The sequence below is a fragment of the uncultured Flavonifractor sp. genome (genome assembly GCF_944387675.1).
In the GTDB taxonomy this organism is placed as follows: Bacteria; Bacillota; Clostridia; order Oscillospirales; family Oscillospiraceae; genus Flavonifractor.
Genome location: NZ_CALXFV010000059.1, coordinates 1 through 14220, shown reverse-complemented (window position 1 = coordinate 14220; position 14220 = coordinate 1). Strand labels below are relative to the sequence as shown.

The following is a 14220-nucleotide window of genomic DNA, read 5'->3' as shown; positions in this document are numbered from 1 at the left end:
CAAATAACTTTGTTTTCCTCTCTTTTCCCCTCTTTTTCTCTGTAAAGGAAGGCGGGGTCCCGTTTGGGACCCCGCCTTCCTGCGTTTTTCCGCTTATAGACCGGAGGCGTCCTCCAGCAGGCGGGCGCGGCGGGCCTTCAGGCCCTCCAGCTCCAAATTCAGGCTGTCTTCCGCCCGCTCCAGGGTGCGCAGGACGGCGAGCACCTTCGTATGTACCTCAGACACCCCGTTTTGGGCGTCGTGGATATTGGACTGCACATACCAGTCCACGAAAATGCCGTCAAAGAAATAGTCGGCAAAGGTGGCAAAGGAGCCCATGGAGATGTCTGGCACCTGAATATCCCCCACGTCGGTCAGCTCGGTGCGGAAGTCGGACAAGGCCCGCTGGACCTGCCGCAGGCCATCCTGGGCGTCGTCCAGGTGGCCGTGCTTGATGGCGGTGGAGATCAGGCCTCCCCCCACCATGTCCCAGACCCCCCAGCCCTCGGCGCTGTCCAGGCTGTCCAGCACTCGGCTGAGGCAGGTCTCCGCCCGCTTCCCGGCGGAAAGTGCCTCCCGTACCTCCCGGTGCTGATGCTCCAGCTCCGCCTGCCGCCGGTCCATCTCCATAAGCTGTTCCCCGGTTTCGCCGCCCAGCTCCTTGAGCAGCTTGGCCTTGGCCTGGCTCAGGGCCTCCAGCCGCTGCTGGATCTGCTTCAGCTCCTCCTGCCGGCCCCGCAGCTCCCGTATTTTTCCGTCCAGATATTCCAAATCGGACAGGGCCTGGTCATACTGGCACTTGGCGGCCAGGGCCTCCCGCCGCTCTTTGGTGAGCCGCTCCTCCTTGTCCCCGGCAAGCCCGATGAAAAAGGCCCGCAGGCCCCCCTGCTCCAGCTTGTCCACGTCGTCCTGCTCCTTGCGGTAGCGGGCAGCGGTCTCCTCCACCCGCCGCTGCCGCTCGGCGTGCTGCCGTTCCAGCTCCTGAAGCTGGGCGGCGGCCCGGCTCAGCCGGGATGCCTGCTCGGTGAGTTCCACCCACGTCCTGTTGATTTTCTCCAGCCTGGGGTCCATCTCATCCCCCTCCTTTTGCCTTTATTCTACGGGCTGCGTCAGAAAAGTGCAAGGAGATTTGCTGGACTTGCCTGTTAAAATCGCGTAAAATAGGGGTACCCTTAAGACAAAGGAGCACCCCAATGGAAACCATGATACAAATCCTGGCCAGGGAGTTGGGCCAGAAGGAGCGCTATCTTGAAAATGTAATTACCCTCATTGACGAGGGCAACACCATTCCCTTCATTGCCCGCTACCGCAAGGAACTCCACGGCGGCATGGACGACACCACCCTGCGCACCCTGGCAGACCGGCTGCAATATCTGCGGAACCTGGACAAGCGGCGGAGTGAGGTGAAGGCCTCCATCGACAGCCAGGGCAAGCTGACCGAGGCGCTCTCCGCCGCCATTGACGCCGCCGCCACCCTGGCGGAGGTGGAGGACCTGTACCTGCCCTACAAGCCCAAGCGGCGCACCCGGGCCACCATGGCAAAGGAGAAGGGTCTGGAGCCTCTGGCTCAGGCCCTGTTCACCCCGGGTCCGGCGGTGGATGTTCAGGCTCTGGCGGAGCAGTATGTGGATGCCGGCAAGGGGGTGGAGACGGCGGAGGCTGCCCTTCAGGGGGCGGGCGACATCATTGCCGAGTGGATCTCCGACGACGCCGCCATCCGCAAGAGCCTGCGGGAGCTGTACCTCCGCCGGGGGGTGCTGGTGTCCCGCTCGGCGGAAAAGGAGGCGGCGGACAGCGTCTACCGCCTGTACTACGACTTCCGCACCCCGGTGAGCCGGGCCATGGGTCACCAGGTGCTGGCCATCAACCGGGGAGAGCGGGAGGATATTTTGAAGGTGGGCGTGGAGCTGGACGACGAGACCGCCCGTATTGCCGTACGCCGGGCGGTGGTTCCCGGCCGGGCGGCTATGGACTTTGTCCGCTCCGTGGCGGACGACGCCTGGGACCGGCTGCTGAGGCCCTCTCTGGAGCGGGAGATCCGCAATACCCTCACCGAGCAGGCCAACGAGGGGGCCATCCGGAACTTCGGTCTCAATCTGAAACCGCTGCTGATGCAGCCCCCGGTGAAGGGGTTTGTCACCATGGGCCTGGACCCGGGCTATCGCAACGGGTGCAAAGTGGCGGTGGTGGACCCCACCGGCAAGGTCCTGGATACGGCGGTGGTGTACCCCACCTTTAATGAGCGGAAAAAACAGGAGGCTATTGACCTGCTCTCCCGTCTGATCCGTAAGCACGGCGTGGTCCATATCGCCATCGGCAACGGTACCGCCAGCCGGGAGACCGAGCAGATGACCGTGGAGCTGATCCGTCAGCTGGGCGGCGGGGTGAGCTATATGATCGTCAACGAGGCGGGCGCCAGCGTCTACTCCGCCTCCAAACTGGCCGCCGAGGAGTTTCCCGATTACGATGTCAACCTGCGCAGCGCCGTATCCATCGCTCGGCGGCTCCAGGACCCCTTGGCGGAGCTGGTGAAGATCGACCCCAAGAGCATCGGAGTGGGCCAGTATCAGCACGACATGCCCCAGGCCAGGCTGGACGAGACCCTGGAGGGCGTGGTGGAAGACTGCGTCAATGCGGTGGGCGTGGACCTGAACACCGCCTCCGCCCCTCTGTTGTCCTATGTGGCGGGCCTGAACCACACCACCGCCAGAAACATTGTGAAATACCGGGAGGAGAACGGGGCCTTCGCCACCCGGAAGGAGGTTCTCAAGGTTCCCAAGCTGGGTCCCAAGGCTTTCGAGCAGTGCGCCGGCTTTTTGCGGGTACCGGAGAGTAAAAACCTGCTGGACCGCACCGGGGTCCACCCGGAGAGCTATGACGCCGCCCAAAAGCTGCTGAAGCTGTGCGGCTGTACCCCGGCGGACATGGCCGCGGGAGCCATATCCGACCTGGACCGGCGGGTGGCGCAGCTGGGGGAGACCCAGGCGGCGGAGCGCTGCGGCGTGGGTCTCCCCACCCTGAGGGACGTGGTACGGGAGCTGATGAAGCCGGGCCGGGACCCCCGGGATGAGCTGCCCCGCCCCATTCTCCGCACCGATGTGCTGGAGATGAAGGATCTGAAACCCGGGATGGAGCTCACCGGTACGGTGCGCAACGTCATCGACTTCGGGGTGTTTGTGGACATCGGGGTGCATCAGGATGGACTGGTCCACATCTCCCAGCTGGCCGCCCGAAGGCGGGTGCGCCACCCCAGCGAGGTATGCGCCGTGGGGGACATTGTCACCGTCTGGGTGCTGGAGGTGGATGAGAAGAAAAAGCGCATCTCCCTCACCATGAAAAAGCCGGAGGAGGTGGGCGCATGATACTCAGCTTTGACCAGGTGGGCGACCTGCTGGACGAGCTGGCGGAGGAGTTTCCGGAGGCATTTTACCGGGAACTCAACGGCGGTATCTCCCTGCTGCCGGAGGCGGTGGAAGATCCCCAGGGCGAGGACCTCTACATCATGGGGGAGTACTGCAACGACATGATGGGGAAATATATCAACCTCTACTACGGCTCCTTCGCCGCCCTGGCCCAGCAGGAGGACTGGACGGAGGAGGACTGGGAGGAGGAGCTGTACACCACCCTGGCCCATGAGTTCACCCACCATATGGAGGGCCTGGCGGGAGAGCGGGGTCTGGAAATCAAGGACGAACTGGAGCTGGAGGCCTACCGCCAGGAGCGGGAGGAATCCTGAACTGCAACCAACTCGAAAAAGTGGCGGAAGCTACTTTTTCGACAGCCTGCGGGGCCGGACGCATAGCGTCCGGCCCCGACCTTTTGTCTGTTTTTTATTGGTACAGTGGAATGACAGCGAAGAAAATCAGGTCCTCCGCGCTGTTGTTGATCAGGGAATGGGCGTGTCCCTCCGGGCAGTAGTGGCAGTCCCCGGGACTCAGCGGCTCCTCCCCGCCGTCATACAGCACCTTTCCCGTGCCGGAGAGCACATACACCACCTCGCTGCTCCCCTCATGGGTGTGCAGGCCGATGGAGGCCCCCGGCTCCAGCCGGCCGTGCATGACGCGCACGCCCTTGTCGGTAAACAGCTTGGCGTAGGTGATCTTCTCCCCGCCCTTGAACTGGGAGAGCGGCTCCGCCTCCATCTGTTTGAGATCAATCTTCATGGCTGCTTCCTCCTTATAAATTTATTCCAAAGCGCCCCGACAGGTCCCGGAGCCCCTCCTGAATTTCCTCCCGTTCAAAACAAGCCTCCTCCAGCCTGGGTTCGCTCCACCGGTTGAGCCGGGCATAAAAGTCCACGCCGGCCTCCAGGCACTCCAACTCTCCGGCCTCCGCCGCCTCAAAGAGCAGATCCTCCCCGCCGCAGGCGTCTCCTGCCGCCAGGCAGTCCATCAGCGTCCGGTGAAGTCCGTCCCACCGGGCCACCCCCGAGGGGACATATTCCGTTTCCTCCTTGTGGAACACCAACATGGCGATGGAACGGGCCAGCGCTTCCACCTGGCGCACCATCCAGTCCTCCGTTACCATGCGGACCGCCTCCCTCTCACAAATTCCGCACCAGTCTGACCGCCACCCCGATGATCCGGGCGGCGCCGCGCTCAAACTCCGACAGGGGAATAATCTTGGGTTCGTAGTCCGGATTCTCCGGCTGGAGAATCACCACACCCTTCTGCATCCGGAACCGCTTCAGAGTGGCATCCTCCCCGTCCACCAGACAGGCCACAATCTGGCCGTTTTCCGCACTCTCCTGCCGGCGGATGAGCACCAGGTCCCCCTCCCGGATGCCGGCGTTCACCATACTGTTCCCCGTCACCCGCAGGTAGAAGCACTCCTCCGGGTCGGGGACATTGGCCGCCGCATAACCCTCCAGATCCTGCTGGGCCAGCAGCGGCACCCCCGCCCGGATGGTACCCAGGACGGGAACCGCCGCCGGCTCCGCTGCCGGCGCCGGAATCCGTGGTACGTCAAACCCCTGAAGCCACAGAGGGTCCACCCCCAAGGCCCGGGCCATGGCCGCGGCGGTGCCGATCTTTGGCTCCCGCTGGCCCAGCACATAGCGGTTTAAGGTCTGGGGATTCATGTGCGTCCGGTCCCCCAGCTGCTCATAACTCAGGCCCCGCTCCTCCATCAGCGTGCGCAAGCGGGCGCCAAGGCTGCTCTCCTGCTTCACCCGGATTCCCCCCTGTCCCATTTTCGGGGCTATTCTATCACGTTTTATCACCAAACGCAATATATTTTTCTCCCTGCCCATTGACTTTTATCTCCGTTCGGTGTTATCATATCCGCAGTCCAGAACTTATGTTCTATTACAGGCCCTGTGGCAGCACCGTTCGGAGAGGGCAGTGCAAAAAATGCCCCGCCTACCGGCGAGACTTTTTGGCGGAGGAGGGTGGATTCGCTTTTCTCCGGAAAAGCCACGGCGGTTGAAAGGCGCCTTTCGAATCCACACAAATAAAAATGCCCCGCCTACCGGCGAGACATTTTTGGTGGAGGAGGGTGGATTCGAACCACCGAAGCGAATCGCAACAGATTTACAGTCTGCCCCCTTTGGCCACTCGGGAACTCCTCCATATGAACTTGTCAGCCGTTCTCCCTTATCCCAAATTGAAGCCCAGCGCAGCGGGTTCAATTTGGAGAGGAGGCGCAGCGGAGGGAACGAGCTTTCGCGCCTGCGCGGAAGCGAGCGATCCGGAGCTTGCGCCGACGATGGAGCTGGTGGACGGACTCGAACCCCCGACCTGCTGATTACAAATCAGCTGCTCTACCAACTGAGCTACACCAGCATATCAGCTCGTCCACAGCGAAGGCTATTTTATCAGATAGGAGGTATTTTGTCAAGGGAAAGTATTGGCTTTTTTCATGTTTTTTTGAGGGGGGACAGGCAATCCGGGTACGGGTTTGGACGGACCCGCTGCGGGATATGCAGCGGGTCCCGCCGGCAGGCTGGTGCCGCCGGTGCCGGGGGGAGCTGTACGGGCAGGAGCGGGAGATGTGTACCCCCTGTCTGGAGGTCCTCCGGCAGGAGGAAGGGGAGGAAAAGAATGACCTTATTGGAGCTGTCGGCAGAGTACCGCTTCAGCGCCGACGTCCTGCGGGAGCGGGTTCTGCTGCTGGAGCACCAGCAGCGGACGGAGTGGGATGAAAGCAAGCGCATCCAGTTGGACAGCCGCATCAAGCTGCTGCGGACCATGTGGCGGGAGGCCAGGGAACTGGCCGTACTGTGTGAGCGGTATTATGAGAGGGGGTACCGGCGCAATGTCAAATACACGATATAGGAGAGGGCGCATGTACGCCGCGGATATGGCGGTGTACGCCCGGGCCATGGCGGAGGACAATTCCCAGCAGATGGCCCGGATCAAGCACAATCTGGTACGGGCCTTGCAGGAGGATGTCACCCCCCGGCAGCGGCAGTTTTTGCTGCTCTACTATGGAGAGCGGCTCAACATGCGTCAGATTGGAGAGCGGCTTGGGGTGGACAAGTCCACCGTCTCCCGCACCATCAAACGGGGCGAGGCCCGGCTGCGTCGCTGTCTGCGCTATGGGGCGGAGGCCTTTCTGACGCCCAGCGGCTGAGCATCCTTTCATTTTCTACATCCGTGCTCAGCCCCCGCAGTTGAAATTGGCCCCGCTTCCGTGATATACTGTCTCCCGGACGAAATGTGACGTTTTTCGCAGAGGGAGGCCAAAGCATTGGAACTCAATTTATCTCAGAAGCAGACGCAGACGCTGTCCCCCCAGATGATGCAGTCCATGGAGATTTTGCAGATGGGTTCTCAGGAGCTTCTGGAATACATCGAGGAGGCCGTGCAGGAGAACCCGGTGCTGGAGCCGGAGCAGAACTACAACAAGCAGGATGAATTTTCCATCCTCCGCCGGAAGCTGGAGTGGCTGGAATCCACCGACCCCCAGAACCGGTACTACCACCAGCAGGACTCGGAGGAAGAGAACGACCCGCTGAACAACTACGGAACCGTGCAGGACGATGATGAAAATCTCTACTACTATGTGCTCTCCCAGCTGAAGGTGCTGGATTTGGAGCCGCCAGTCATGGAGGCCGGCATCTTTTTGGTGGAGAGCTTGAATCAGAACGGCTGGCTGGACGAGCCGCTGGAGGTTCTGGCCGCCGACTGCGGCTGTTCGCCGGAGGTTATGGAGCGGGCGCTGGAGGCGGTGCAGTCTCTGGAACCCGCCGGGGTGGGCGCTCGGGACCTGTCCGAGTGCTTACGGCTCCAGCTGGTGCGCCGCACGCCGGTGGACGAGCTGGCGGTGCGCATTGCCCAGGACTATCTGGACGCCCTGTCCAAAAGCCGGTACGGACTTATCGCCCGGGAGCTGAAGGTGTCCCAGGAGGAGGTACGGGCCTCCTGCGACCAGATCCGCAAGCTCAATCCCCGGCCGGGTACCGGCTTTGCCGCCCGGGAAAACCTGACCTACATCAACCCGGACATCATCGTGGTCAGCTTTCCCGACCACTTTGAGCTGCTCACCAACGACTACTACTTTCCCACCCTGAACATCAGCGGCTACTACACCCGGCTGATGAAGGAGAGCGAGGATGAGGGAGTCAAGGAGTACCTCACCGGGAAGGTGCGGCAGGCCAAATGGATGGTCAAGGCCATTGAGCAGCGCCGCTCCACCCTGATGGCCTGTGCCGAGTGCATTCTGGAGCTTCAGGAGACCTTTTTCCGAAAGGGGCCGGGCCATCTGGTTCCCCTGTCTCTGGCCGACGTAGCCGAGCGCATCGGGGTCCACGAGTCCACCGTCAGCCGGGCCACCAAGGACAAGTACATCCAGTGCTCCATGGGGGTCTACCCCCTGAGCTATTTCTTCACCCGCAGTCTGGGTCCCGTCTCCGCCGGAGAGGATGCCGCCTCTCCCGACGCGGCCAAGGCCCTGCTGAAAAAGCTCATCGCCGGGGAGGACAAGAAAAAGCCTCTGTCCGACCAGAAGCTGTGCCAGCTCATGGCCCAGCAGGGCTGCGTACTCTCCCGGCGCACCGTGGCCAAGTACCGGGACGAGCTGCACATCCCCAGCACTACCGGACGGAAACAGTATGAATGAGAGTGAGAAGAGGCACGATGCGGTATCAAGCGGTCTTTTTTGATTTTGACTACACCCTGGGGGACGGCACACAGGCCATTGTGGCCGGCTTTCAGTACGCCTTCGCCCAAATGGGCCTGCCCCAGCCGGAGCGGGAGGCGGTGCGCCGCACCATCGGAATGCCCCTGGAGGATGAGTACACCTTCCTCTCCGGGGACCCCGATCCTCAAAACCGGGCCAGGTTCCGGGCGCTCTACACGGAAAAAGCCGGTCCCATGCAGGTGGAGACCGTCCGGATGTTTCCCGGCGCCGGGGAACTGCTGTCCGCCCTCCACCGGGCGGGCGTTCCCGCGGGAGTGGTGAGCACCAAGCGCGGGGATACCCTGCGGGCCATTCTGGAGGCCAGGGGGGTGCTTTCCCTCTTCGCCTCGGTCACCGGCGGCGATCAGGTGAGCCGCCCCAAACCCGATCCGGAGGGGCTGCTGGCCGCCATTGCCGCCCTGGGGCTGAGGCCGGAGCAGGTGCTCTATTGCGGGGACACGGTCATCGATGCCGAGGCTGCACAGCGGGCGGGCGCCGCTTTCTGTGCGGTGCTCAACGGCACCACCGGGCGGGAGGATTTTCTGGCCGCCGGGTTCCCCTGCGCACATATCGCCCCCGATCTGGGAGAGCTGGAGCGCTGGCTGGCCCTTTAACAGAATCAGACAACCGCCGCGGCGGGGAAGGAACGCTTCCCCGCCGCGGTATTTTTTCTCCGCAGAGTATGGATCCTGTAAAGTGGGGCAATCTTAGTCAAAAGGGGCTTTACACAGACTTTACAAAGGCTTGCGGGACAACTTTACAATGCCCGGATATACTGAAAAGCGTTCCCGGAAAGAAAGAATTGAATGCATGATTGGAGATTGAATGACATGAAAAAGAGAAGTCTTGCGCTGATGCTCTCCGCCGCCCTGTGCGTGGGCCTGCTGGCCGGCTGCGGCGGCACCGGCGACACCGCCCAGTCCCCCGCCGCCGGCTCCAACAGCCCCGTGGCCGGGCAGTCCCAGGCTCCCGCCGGTGACAACATCCAGCTGACCGGCACCGTCAACACCAACGGCTCCACCTCCATGGAGAGCGTGATGGGCTACCTGATTGAGGCTTACAAGGAACTCCAGCCCGGTGTCACCGTAAACTACACTGGCTCCGGCTCCGGTGCCGGCATCACCGGCGCCCAGGAGGGGACCTGCGACATCGGCCTGGCCTCCCGGGACCTGAAGGACGAGGAGACCGGCGTGAAGCAGATTACCGTAGCCAAGGACGGCATCGCCATCGTGGTCAATCCCCAGAACCCCGTGGCCGACCTGAGCCTGGAGCAGATTGCGGCTCTGGCCACTGGCGAGATTGGCAACTGGTCCGAGGTTGGCGGCAGCGACGGCCAGGTGGTGTTCATCGGCCGCGAGGCCGGCTCCGGCACACGAGACGGCTTTGAATCCATCACCGGCACCGAGGACGCCTGCAAGTACCAGAACGAGCTGACCTCCACCGGCGAGGTGGTGGCCAACGTGGCCTCCAACCCCAACGCCATCGGCTATGTGTCCCTGTCCGCCGTGGACGACACCGTGAAGGCCCTCACCGTGGGCGGCGTGGCCCCCTCTGAGGAGGCTGTCCTGGACGGCAGCTATGCCATCCAGCGCAACTTCAACTTCATCGTCAGCGACAGCGCCGCCCTCTCCGCCGCCGCCGACGCCTTCATCCAGTGGGCCACCTCCACCGACGCTTCCGCTCTGATTGCCGACGCCGGCGCCGTACCGGTGGCAAAGTAAGCACACCTTCTCTCTTTGCAGAAGTACCCCCTCGGCACCGAGGGGGTACTCGGCATAAGCAGCCCGATCCGCCCCATTCTACGAAAGGCCGGTAATCCGACATGAAACAAAAGCTCCGCCCGCTGGAAGTCATTATGAACGTCCTGTTTCTCCTGTGCGGGCTTGTCGCCATCGTGTTCGTGCTGTTCATCAGCATTTACCTGATTCTCTCCGGTCTGCCGGCCATTCGGGAAATCGGCCTGGCGGACTTTCTCTTCGGCAGGGAGTGGGCCTCCACCGCTGCCGAGCCCAAGTTCGGAATTCTCCCCTTCATCCTCACCTCCGTCTACGGCACTGCCGGGGCCATCCTTCTGGGGGTACCGGTGGGCTTTCTGACGGCGGTGTTTCTGGCCAAAATCGCCTCTCCCCGGCTGGCCGGCCTGGTGCGCCCGGCGGTGGATCTGCTGGCCGGAATTCCCTCGGTGGTGTACGGCCTGATTGGCATGATGGTGCTGGTCCCCACCGTGCGGGAGCTCTTCCATCTGCCCGACGGAGCCAGCCTGTTCTGCGCCATTTTGGTGCTGGCGGTGATGATCCTGCCCTCCATCATCTCGGTGTCAGAGACCGCCCTGAAGGCGGTACCCCGGGAGTATGAGGAGGCTTCCCTGGCCCTGGGCGCCACCCACATTGAGACGGTCTTCCGGGTGTCCGTTCCGGCGGCCTCCAGCGGCATCGCCGCCTCCATCGTGCTGGGCATCGGCCGGGCCATCGGGGAGGCCATGGCCATCATCATGGTGGCAGGCAACGTGGCCAACATGCCGGGGCTGTTCCAGTCGGTGCGCTTTCTCACCACCGCCGTGGCCAGCGAAATGGCCTACGCCTCCGGCCTCCAGCGTCAGGCCCTGTACTCCATCGCCCTGGTGCTCTTCCTCTTTATCATGCTCATCAACGTAATCCTCAACACGCTTCTCAAACGGAAGAAGGGGTGATATACTGTGAGAGACATGCAGCCGCTCTCGGGCAGGCGAAAGGCCTATGACCGGGTGCTCCGGTTCCTGCTCTACTTCTGCGCGGCACTGACCTGCACCCTGCTGGTGCTTTTCATCGGCTATATCTTTGTCAAGGGCCTGCCCCACGTGACCTGGAGCTTCATCAGCAGCGAGTCCAGCTTCATCCGCGGCACCATCGGCATCCTGCCCAACATTCTCAACACCGTCTACCTGGTGGTGGTAACCCTCATCTTTATCCTGCCCCTGGGGGTTGGGGCCGCCATCTATTTGACGGAGTACGCCTCCAACCGCCGGTTTGTGGCGGTCATCGAGTTTGCCACCGAGACTCTCACCGGCATCCCCTCCATCATCTTCGGCCTGGTGGGCATGCTCTTTTTCTGCCAGCGGCTGGGGCTCCAGGCCTCCCTGCTGGCCGGCTCCCTCACTCTGGTGATTGTCACCATTCCTACCATCATCCGCACCACTCAGGAATCTCTGAAAACCGTACCCCAGTCCTACCGGGAGGCGGCCCTGGGTCTTGGGGCGGGCAAGTGGCACATGATCCGCACGGTGGTGCTCCCCTCCTCGGTGGACGGTATCGTTACCGGCTGCATCCTGTCGGTGGGCCGCATTGTGGGGGAATCCGCCGCCCTGCTCTTTACCGCCGGTATGGGCATGAGCCTGAACAACTACTTTGCCTCCGTGGGCAATTTCATTCACTCCTCCGGCGCCTCCCTCACCGTGGCCCTGTATGTGTACGCCCGGGAGCGGGCGGAGTTTGACGTGGCCTTTGCCATTGCCGCCATTTTGATGCTCCTCACCCTGGTCATCAATCTCAGCGCCAAGCTGGTGGGCCGGAAATTAAAGAAAACGTAAGGAGACCCCATGATGGACGAAGCTACTATTTTATCCGCCAGGGGGCTCGACCTCTGGTACGGCCCCACCCAGGCCTTGAAAAACGTCAGCGTGGACATTCCGGAAAAGCAGGTGACCGCTCTCATCGGTCCCTCCGGCTGCGGCAAGTCCACCTTTCTCAAAACCCTGGACCGGATGAATGATCTGGTACCCGGGGTAAAGATTACCGGCTCGGTGCAGTACCGGGGCATGGAAATTTACGATTCCAAGGTGGATGTGACCTGGCTGCGCAAGCAGATCGGTATGGTATTCCAGAAGCCCAATCCCTTCCCCATGTCCATCTACGACAACATCGCCTACGGTCCCCGCACCCACGGCATCCGCAACAAGAGCCGCCTGGACGACATTGTGGAAAAGTCCCTCCAGAGCGCCGCCATCTGGGACGAGGTGAAGGACCGGCTGAAAAAATCCGCCCTGGGCCTGTCCGGCGGGCAGCAGCAGCGGCTGTGCATTGCCCGGGCGCTGGCGGTGGAGCCGGACATCCTGCTGATGGACGAGGCCACCTCCGCCCTGGACCCCATCTCCACCTCCAAGATTGAGGATTTGATTTCCGATTTGAAGCGGGACTACACCATCATCATCGTCACCCACAACATGCAGCAGGCCACCCGGGTGTCCGACAAGTGCGCCTTCTTCCTGCTGGGTCAGCTTATCGAATTCGGGGACACCACCCAGCTGTTCTCCATGCCCAGGGACAAGCGCACCGAGGACTATATTACAGGCAGGTTCGGATAAGGAGGAGCCATGAGAAAGACCTTTGACGCCGAGCTCCAGGAGCTCAACTATGAAATGATCGACATGGCCGCCGCCGCGGAGGACGCCATCGACGTGGTCACCGAATCTCTCTCCTCCGCCGACGACGCCGCCGCCAAAAATGCCATGGAAATGACCCGCCACATGGACGAGATGGAGCGGGACATTGAAAACCGCTGCCTGCGGCTGCTCCTGCAGCAGCAGCCGGTGGCCCGGGACCTGCGCACCATCTCCGCCGCCCTGAAGATGGTCACCGACTTGCAGCGCATCGGGGACCAGTGTGCCAACATCGCGGAGATCTCCCTGCTGCTCACCGGACAGAAGCAGACCTCCGCCCTGGCCCACATCCGCACTATGAGCCAGAAGGCAGGGGTGATGGTGAAGCGGGCCATATTCTCCTATGTCAACCGGGATACCGAGGCCGCCCAGGCGGTGATCGCCCTGGACGACGAGATTGACGCGCTCTTCCGCACCATCAAGGCCGAGCTGGTGGAACTGATTGTGGAAAACCGGCAGGAGGCCGATCAGGCCATTGATCTGATTATCATCGCCAAGTACCTGGAGCGCATCGCGGACCACGGGGTGAACATTGCCCAGTGGGCTATTTTCTGTGTCACCGGCGAAATCCTGGGGTAAGGAAGTGATACCATGTCCAAGTTCATCGCGGTGGTGGAGGACGACGAGAGCATCCGGGAGATGCTCCGCTACTACTTTCAGTCGGTGGGCTACTCCGTCCGGGCCTATGAGTCGGGAGAGGCGCTGTTCGCGGACGAGGGGCAGCCGCTGCCTCTGCTCTATATTCTGGACATCATGCTCCCCGGTATGGACGGACTGGAGATTCTCCGCCGCCTCCGGGAGGGGCGGGAGAGCTGCGAGGTACCCGTCATTATGCTCACCGCCCGCTCCGCCGAGATGGACCGGGTCTCCGGGCTGGAAACCGGCGCGGACGACTATGTGGTAAAGCCCTTCGGGATCATGGAACTCCAGGCCCGGGTGAAGGCGGTGCTCCGGCGCACCCAGCGCCGGGGGGACCGGATACTTACCTGCGGCGATCTGGAGATTGACCCCGCCGCCCGGGAGGTCCGCAAAGGTGGGAAGCTGGTGGAGCTCACCTTCAAGGAGTTTGAGCTGCTGCGTCTGCTGTGTACCCGCCGTGGGGTGGCCCTCACCCGAGATGAGATCCTCCAGGCGGTGTGGGACTATGACTACACCGGGGAGACCCGCACCGTGGACATGCATGTGAAGGCCCTGCGCCAGAAGCTGGGGGAGGACATCATCACCACCGTCCGGGGCGTGGGATATAAAATCTCTTAGCAGAGGGGAAACCAAATGAAGAAACGGATTATTGGCGCCACCCTGCTCACCGTGGTGTGCGCCCTGCTCTTATCCAATCTGGTGGGAGTGCTGATGTTCCGAGGCCGGGAGATGGATGCCGCCCGGGATACCCTGCAGGAGCTGCTGGTGCTGATGGACGCCCAGAGTGCCGACACCGACCCCCAGGGCCTGGCGGCGCAGTTCAGTCAGGCAGCGCCGGGCAAGCGCCTGACCATCATCGACACCGACGGCACCGTTCTGGCTGACACCGGGGCCAACCCGGAGGAGCTGGAGGACCACAACGACCGCCCGGAGGTGGAGGCGGCCTCCGCCACCGGCTGGGGAGAGGCGGTGCGCCACTCGGACACTATGGGTACCTCCATGCTGTATGTGGCCAAGCGGTTTGCCGACGGCATGATCGGCCGGGCCTCCATGCCCCTGTCCTCCAT

General features: G+C 62.4%; 16 protein-coding genes, 2 tRNA genes and 1 pseudogene. 13 read left to right on the top strand and 6 right to left on the bottom strand.

Features of this window, described 5'->3' with window-relative positions:
• Positions 1-93 precede the first annotated feature (93 nt).
• Positions 94-1050 (bottom strand): hypothetical protein, encoded by a 957-nt coding sequence (locus Q0J74_RS06985; protein WP_297212642.1) that lies wholly within the window; start codon positions 1048-1050, stop codon positions 94-96.
• 122 nt (positions 1051-1172) lie between these two features.
• On the opposite strand from Q0J74_RS06985, the gene Q0J74_RS06980 reads away from it, so the two are divergent.
• Positions 1173-3341: a Tex family protein gene (locus Q0J74_RS06980; RefSeq protein ID WP_297212639.1), complete on the top strand. Its 2169-nt coding sequence runs from the start codon at positions 1173-1175 to the stop codon at positions 3339-3341.
• Positions 3338-3715: a metallopeptidase family protein gene (locus Q0J74_RS06975; RefSeq protein WP_297212636.1), complete on the top strand. Its 378-nt coding sequence runs from the start codon at positions 3338-3340 to the stop codon at positions 3713-3715. Before Q0J74_RS06980 ends, Q0J74_RS06975 begins: the two co-directional genes overlap by 4 nt.
• Positions 3716-3809: 94 nt before the next feature.
• Here Q0J74_RS06975 and Q0J74_RS06970 read toward each other — a convergent pair whose 3' ends face one another.
• From Q0J74_RS06970 to Q0J74_RS06950, 5 genes are all read right to left on the bottom strand, one after another.
• Positions 3810-4142: a cupin domain-containing protein gene (locus tag Q0J74_RS06970; protein WP_297212633.1), complete on the bottom strand. Its 333-nt coding sequence runs from the start codon at positions 4140-4142 to the stop codon at positions 3810-3812.
• A 13-nt stretch (positions 4143-4155) separates the two neighbouring features.
• Complete coding sequence (locus Q0J74_RS06965) at positions 4156-4506, bottom strand: DUF6483 family protein (RefSeq protein WP_297212630.1); 351 nt, start codon at positions 4504-4506, stop codon at positions 4156-4158.
• A 16-nt stretch (positions 4507-4522) separates the two neighbouring features.
• On the bottom strand, positions 4523-5149 hold the full coding sequence (locus Q0J74_RS06960) for a LexA family protein (protein WP_297212628.1): 627 nt from the start codon (positions 5147-5149) through the stop codon (positions 4523-4525).
• A 314-nt stretch (positions 5150-5463) separates the two neighbouring features.
• A tRNA-Tyr gene (locus Q0J74_RS06955) sits at positions 5464-5548 on the bottom strand.
• 138 nt (positions 5549-5686) lie between these two features.
• A tRNA-Thr gene (locus Q0J74_RS06950) sits at positions 5687-5762 on the bottom strand.
• A 258-nt stretch (positions 5763-6020) separates the two neighbouring features.
• On the opposite strand from Q0J74_RS06950, the gene Q0J74_RS06945 reads away from it, so the two are divergent.
• The 11 genes and pseudogenes from Q0J74_RS06945 to Q0J74_RS06895 all read left to right on the top strand — a co-directional run.
• Positions 6021-6254, top strand: a complete 234-nt coding sequence (locus Q0J74_RS06945) for a hypothetical protein (RefSeq protein WP_297212626.1) — start codon at positions 6021-6023, stop codon at positions 6252-6254.
• A 10-nt stretch (positions 6255-6264) separates the two neighbouring features.
• The gene (locus Q0J74_RS06940) at positions 6265-6552 is read left to right on the top strand and encodes a sigma-70 family RNA polymerase sigma factor (protein ID WP_363315565.1); all 288 of its coding nucleotides are present in this window, start codon (positions 6265-6267) and stop codon (positions 6550-6552) included.
• Positions 6553-6669: 117 nt separating this feature from the next.
• The gene (rpoN, locus tag Q0J74_RS06935; RefSeq protein WP_297212623.1) at positions 6670-8040 is read left to right on the top strand and encodes an RNA polymerase factor sigma-54; all 1371 of its coding nucleotides are present in this window, start codon (positions 6670-6672) and stop codon (positions 8038-8040) included.
• A gap of 17 nt (positions 8041-8057) precedes the next feature.
• Complete coding sequence (locus tag Q0J74_RS06930; RefSeq protein ID WP_297212620.1) at positions 8058-8714, top strand: HAD family hydrolase; 657 nt, start codon at positions 8058-8060, stop codon at positions 8712-8714.
• Positions 8715-8930: 216 nt separating this feature from the next.
• Positions 8931-9821 carry a phosphate ABC transporter substrate-binding protein gene (locus Q0J74_RS06925; RefSeq protein ID WP_297212617.1) on the top strand — a complete coding sequence of 297 codons (891 nt, stop codon included), beginning with the start codon at positions 8931-8933 and terminating at the stop codon, positions 9819-9821.
• Positions 9822-9922: 101 nt separating this feature from the next.
• The gene (gene pstC, locus Q0J74_RS06920) at positions 9923-10789 is read left to right on the top strand and encodes a phosphate ABC transporter permease subunit PstC (RefSeq protein ID WP_297212614.1); all 867 of its coding nucleotides are present in this window, start codon (positions 9923-9925) and stop codon (positions 10787-10789) included.
• 15 nt (positions 10790-10804) lie between these two features.
• Positions 10805-11665 carry a phosphate ABC transporter permease PstA gene (pstA, locus tag Q0J74_RS06915; protein WP_297212645.1) on the top strand — a complete coding sequence of 287 codons (861 nt, stop codon included), beginning with the start codon at positions 10805-10807 and terminating at the stop codon, positions 11663-11665.
• A gap of 12 nt (positions 11666-11677) precedes the next feature.
• A complete protein-coding gene (gene pstB / locus Q0J74_RS06910) occupies positions 11678-12439 on the top strand; it encodes a phosphate ABC transporter ATP-binding protein PstB (protein WP_297212611.1) in 762 nt (253 codons plus the stop codon).
• A gap of 9 nt (positions 12440-12448) precedes the next feature.
• Positions 12449-13093, top strand: a complete 645-nt coding sequence (phoU, locus tag Q0J74_RS06905; RefSeq protein ID WP_297212609.1) for a phosphate signaling complex protein PhoU — start codon at positions 12449-12451, stop codon at positions 13091-13093.
• 12 nt (positions 13094-13105) lie between these two features.
• A complete protein-coding gene (locus Q0J74_RS06900; RefSeq protein ID WP_297212606.1) occupies positions 13106-13771 on the top strand; it encodes a response regulator transcription factor in 666 nt (221 codons plus the stop codon).
• Positions 13772-13786: 15 nt separating this feature from the next.
• A pseudogene (locus Q0J74_RS06895) lies at positions 13787-14220 on the top strand (PAS domain-containing sensor histidine kinase); the annotation flags it as partial.

Bases quoted from the DNA above. Each gene is read 5' to 3' on its own strand.
- Q0J74_RS06985 (WP_297212642.1), bottom strand. From the start codon at position 1,050: ATGGACCCCAGGCTGGAGAAAATCAACAGGACGTGGGTGGAACTCACC.
- Q0J74_RS06980 (WP_297212639.1), top strand. From the start codon at position 1,173: ATGGAAACCATGATACAAATCCTGGCCAGGGAGTTGGGCCAGAAGGAG.
- Q0J74_RS06975 (WP_297212636.1), top strand. From the start codon at position 3,338: ATGATACTCAGCTTTGACCAGGTGGGCGACCTGCTGGACGAGCTGGCG.
- Q0J74_RS06970 (WP_297212633.1), bottom strand. From the start codon at position 4,142: ATGAAGATTGATCTCAAACAGATGGAGGCGGAGCCGCTCTCCCAGTTC.
- Q0J74_RS06965 (WP_297212630.1), bottom strand. From the start codon at position 4,506: ATGGTAACGGAGGACTGGATGGTGCGCCAGGTGGAAGCGCTGGCCCGT.
- Q0J74_RS06945 (WP_297212626.1), top strand. From the start codon at position 6,021: ATGACCTTATTGGAGCTGTCGGCAGAGTACCGCTTCAGCGCCGACGTC.
- Q0J74_RS06940 (WP_363315565.1), top strand. From the start codon at position 6,265: ATGTACGCCGCGGATATGGCGGTGTACGCCCGGGCCATGGCGGAGGAC.
- Q0J74_RS06930 (WP_297212620.1), top strand. From the start codon at position 8,058: ATGCGGTATCAAGCGGTCTTTTTTGATTTTGACTACACCCTGGGGGAC.
- Q0J74_RS06925 (WP_297212617.1), top strand. From the start codon at position 8,931: ATGAAAAAGAGAAGTCTTGCGCTGATGCTCTCCGCCGCCCTGTGCGTG.
- pstC (WP_297212614.1), top strand. From the start codon at position 9,923: ATGAAACAAAAGCTCCGCCCGCTGGAAGTCATTATGAACGTCCTGTTT.
- pstA (WP_297212645.1), top strand. From the start codon at position 10,805: ATGCAGCCGCTCTCGGGCAGGCGAAAGGCCTATGACCGGGTGCTCCGG.
- pstB (WP_297212611.1), top strand. From the start codon at position 11,678: ATGGACGAAGCTACTATTTTATCCGCCAGGGGGCTCGACCTCTGGTAC.
- phoU (WP_297212609.1), top strand. From the start codon at position 12,449: ATGAGAAAGACCTTTGACGCCGAGCTCCAGGAGCTCAACTATGAAATG.
- Q0J74_RS06900 (WP_297212606.1), top strand. From the start codon at position 13,106: ATGTCCAAGTTCATCGCGGTGGTGGAGGACGACGAGAGCATCCGGGAG.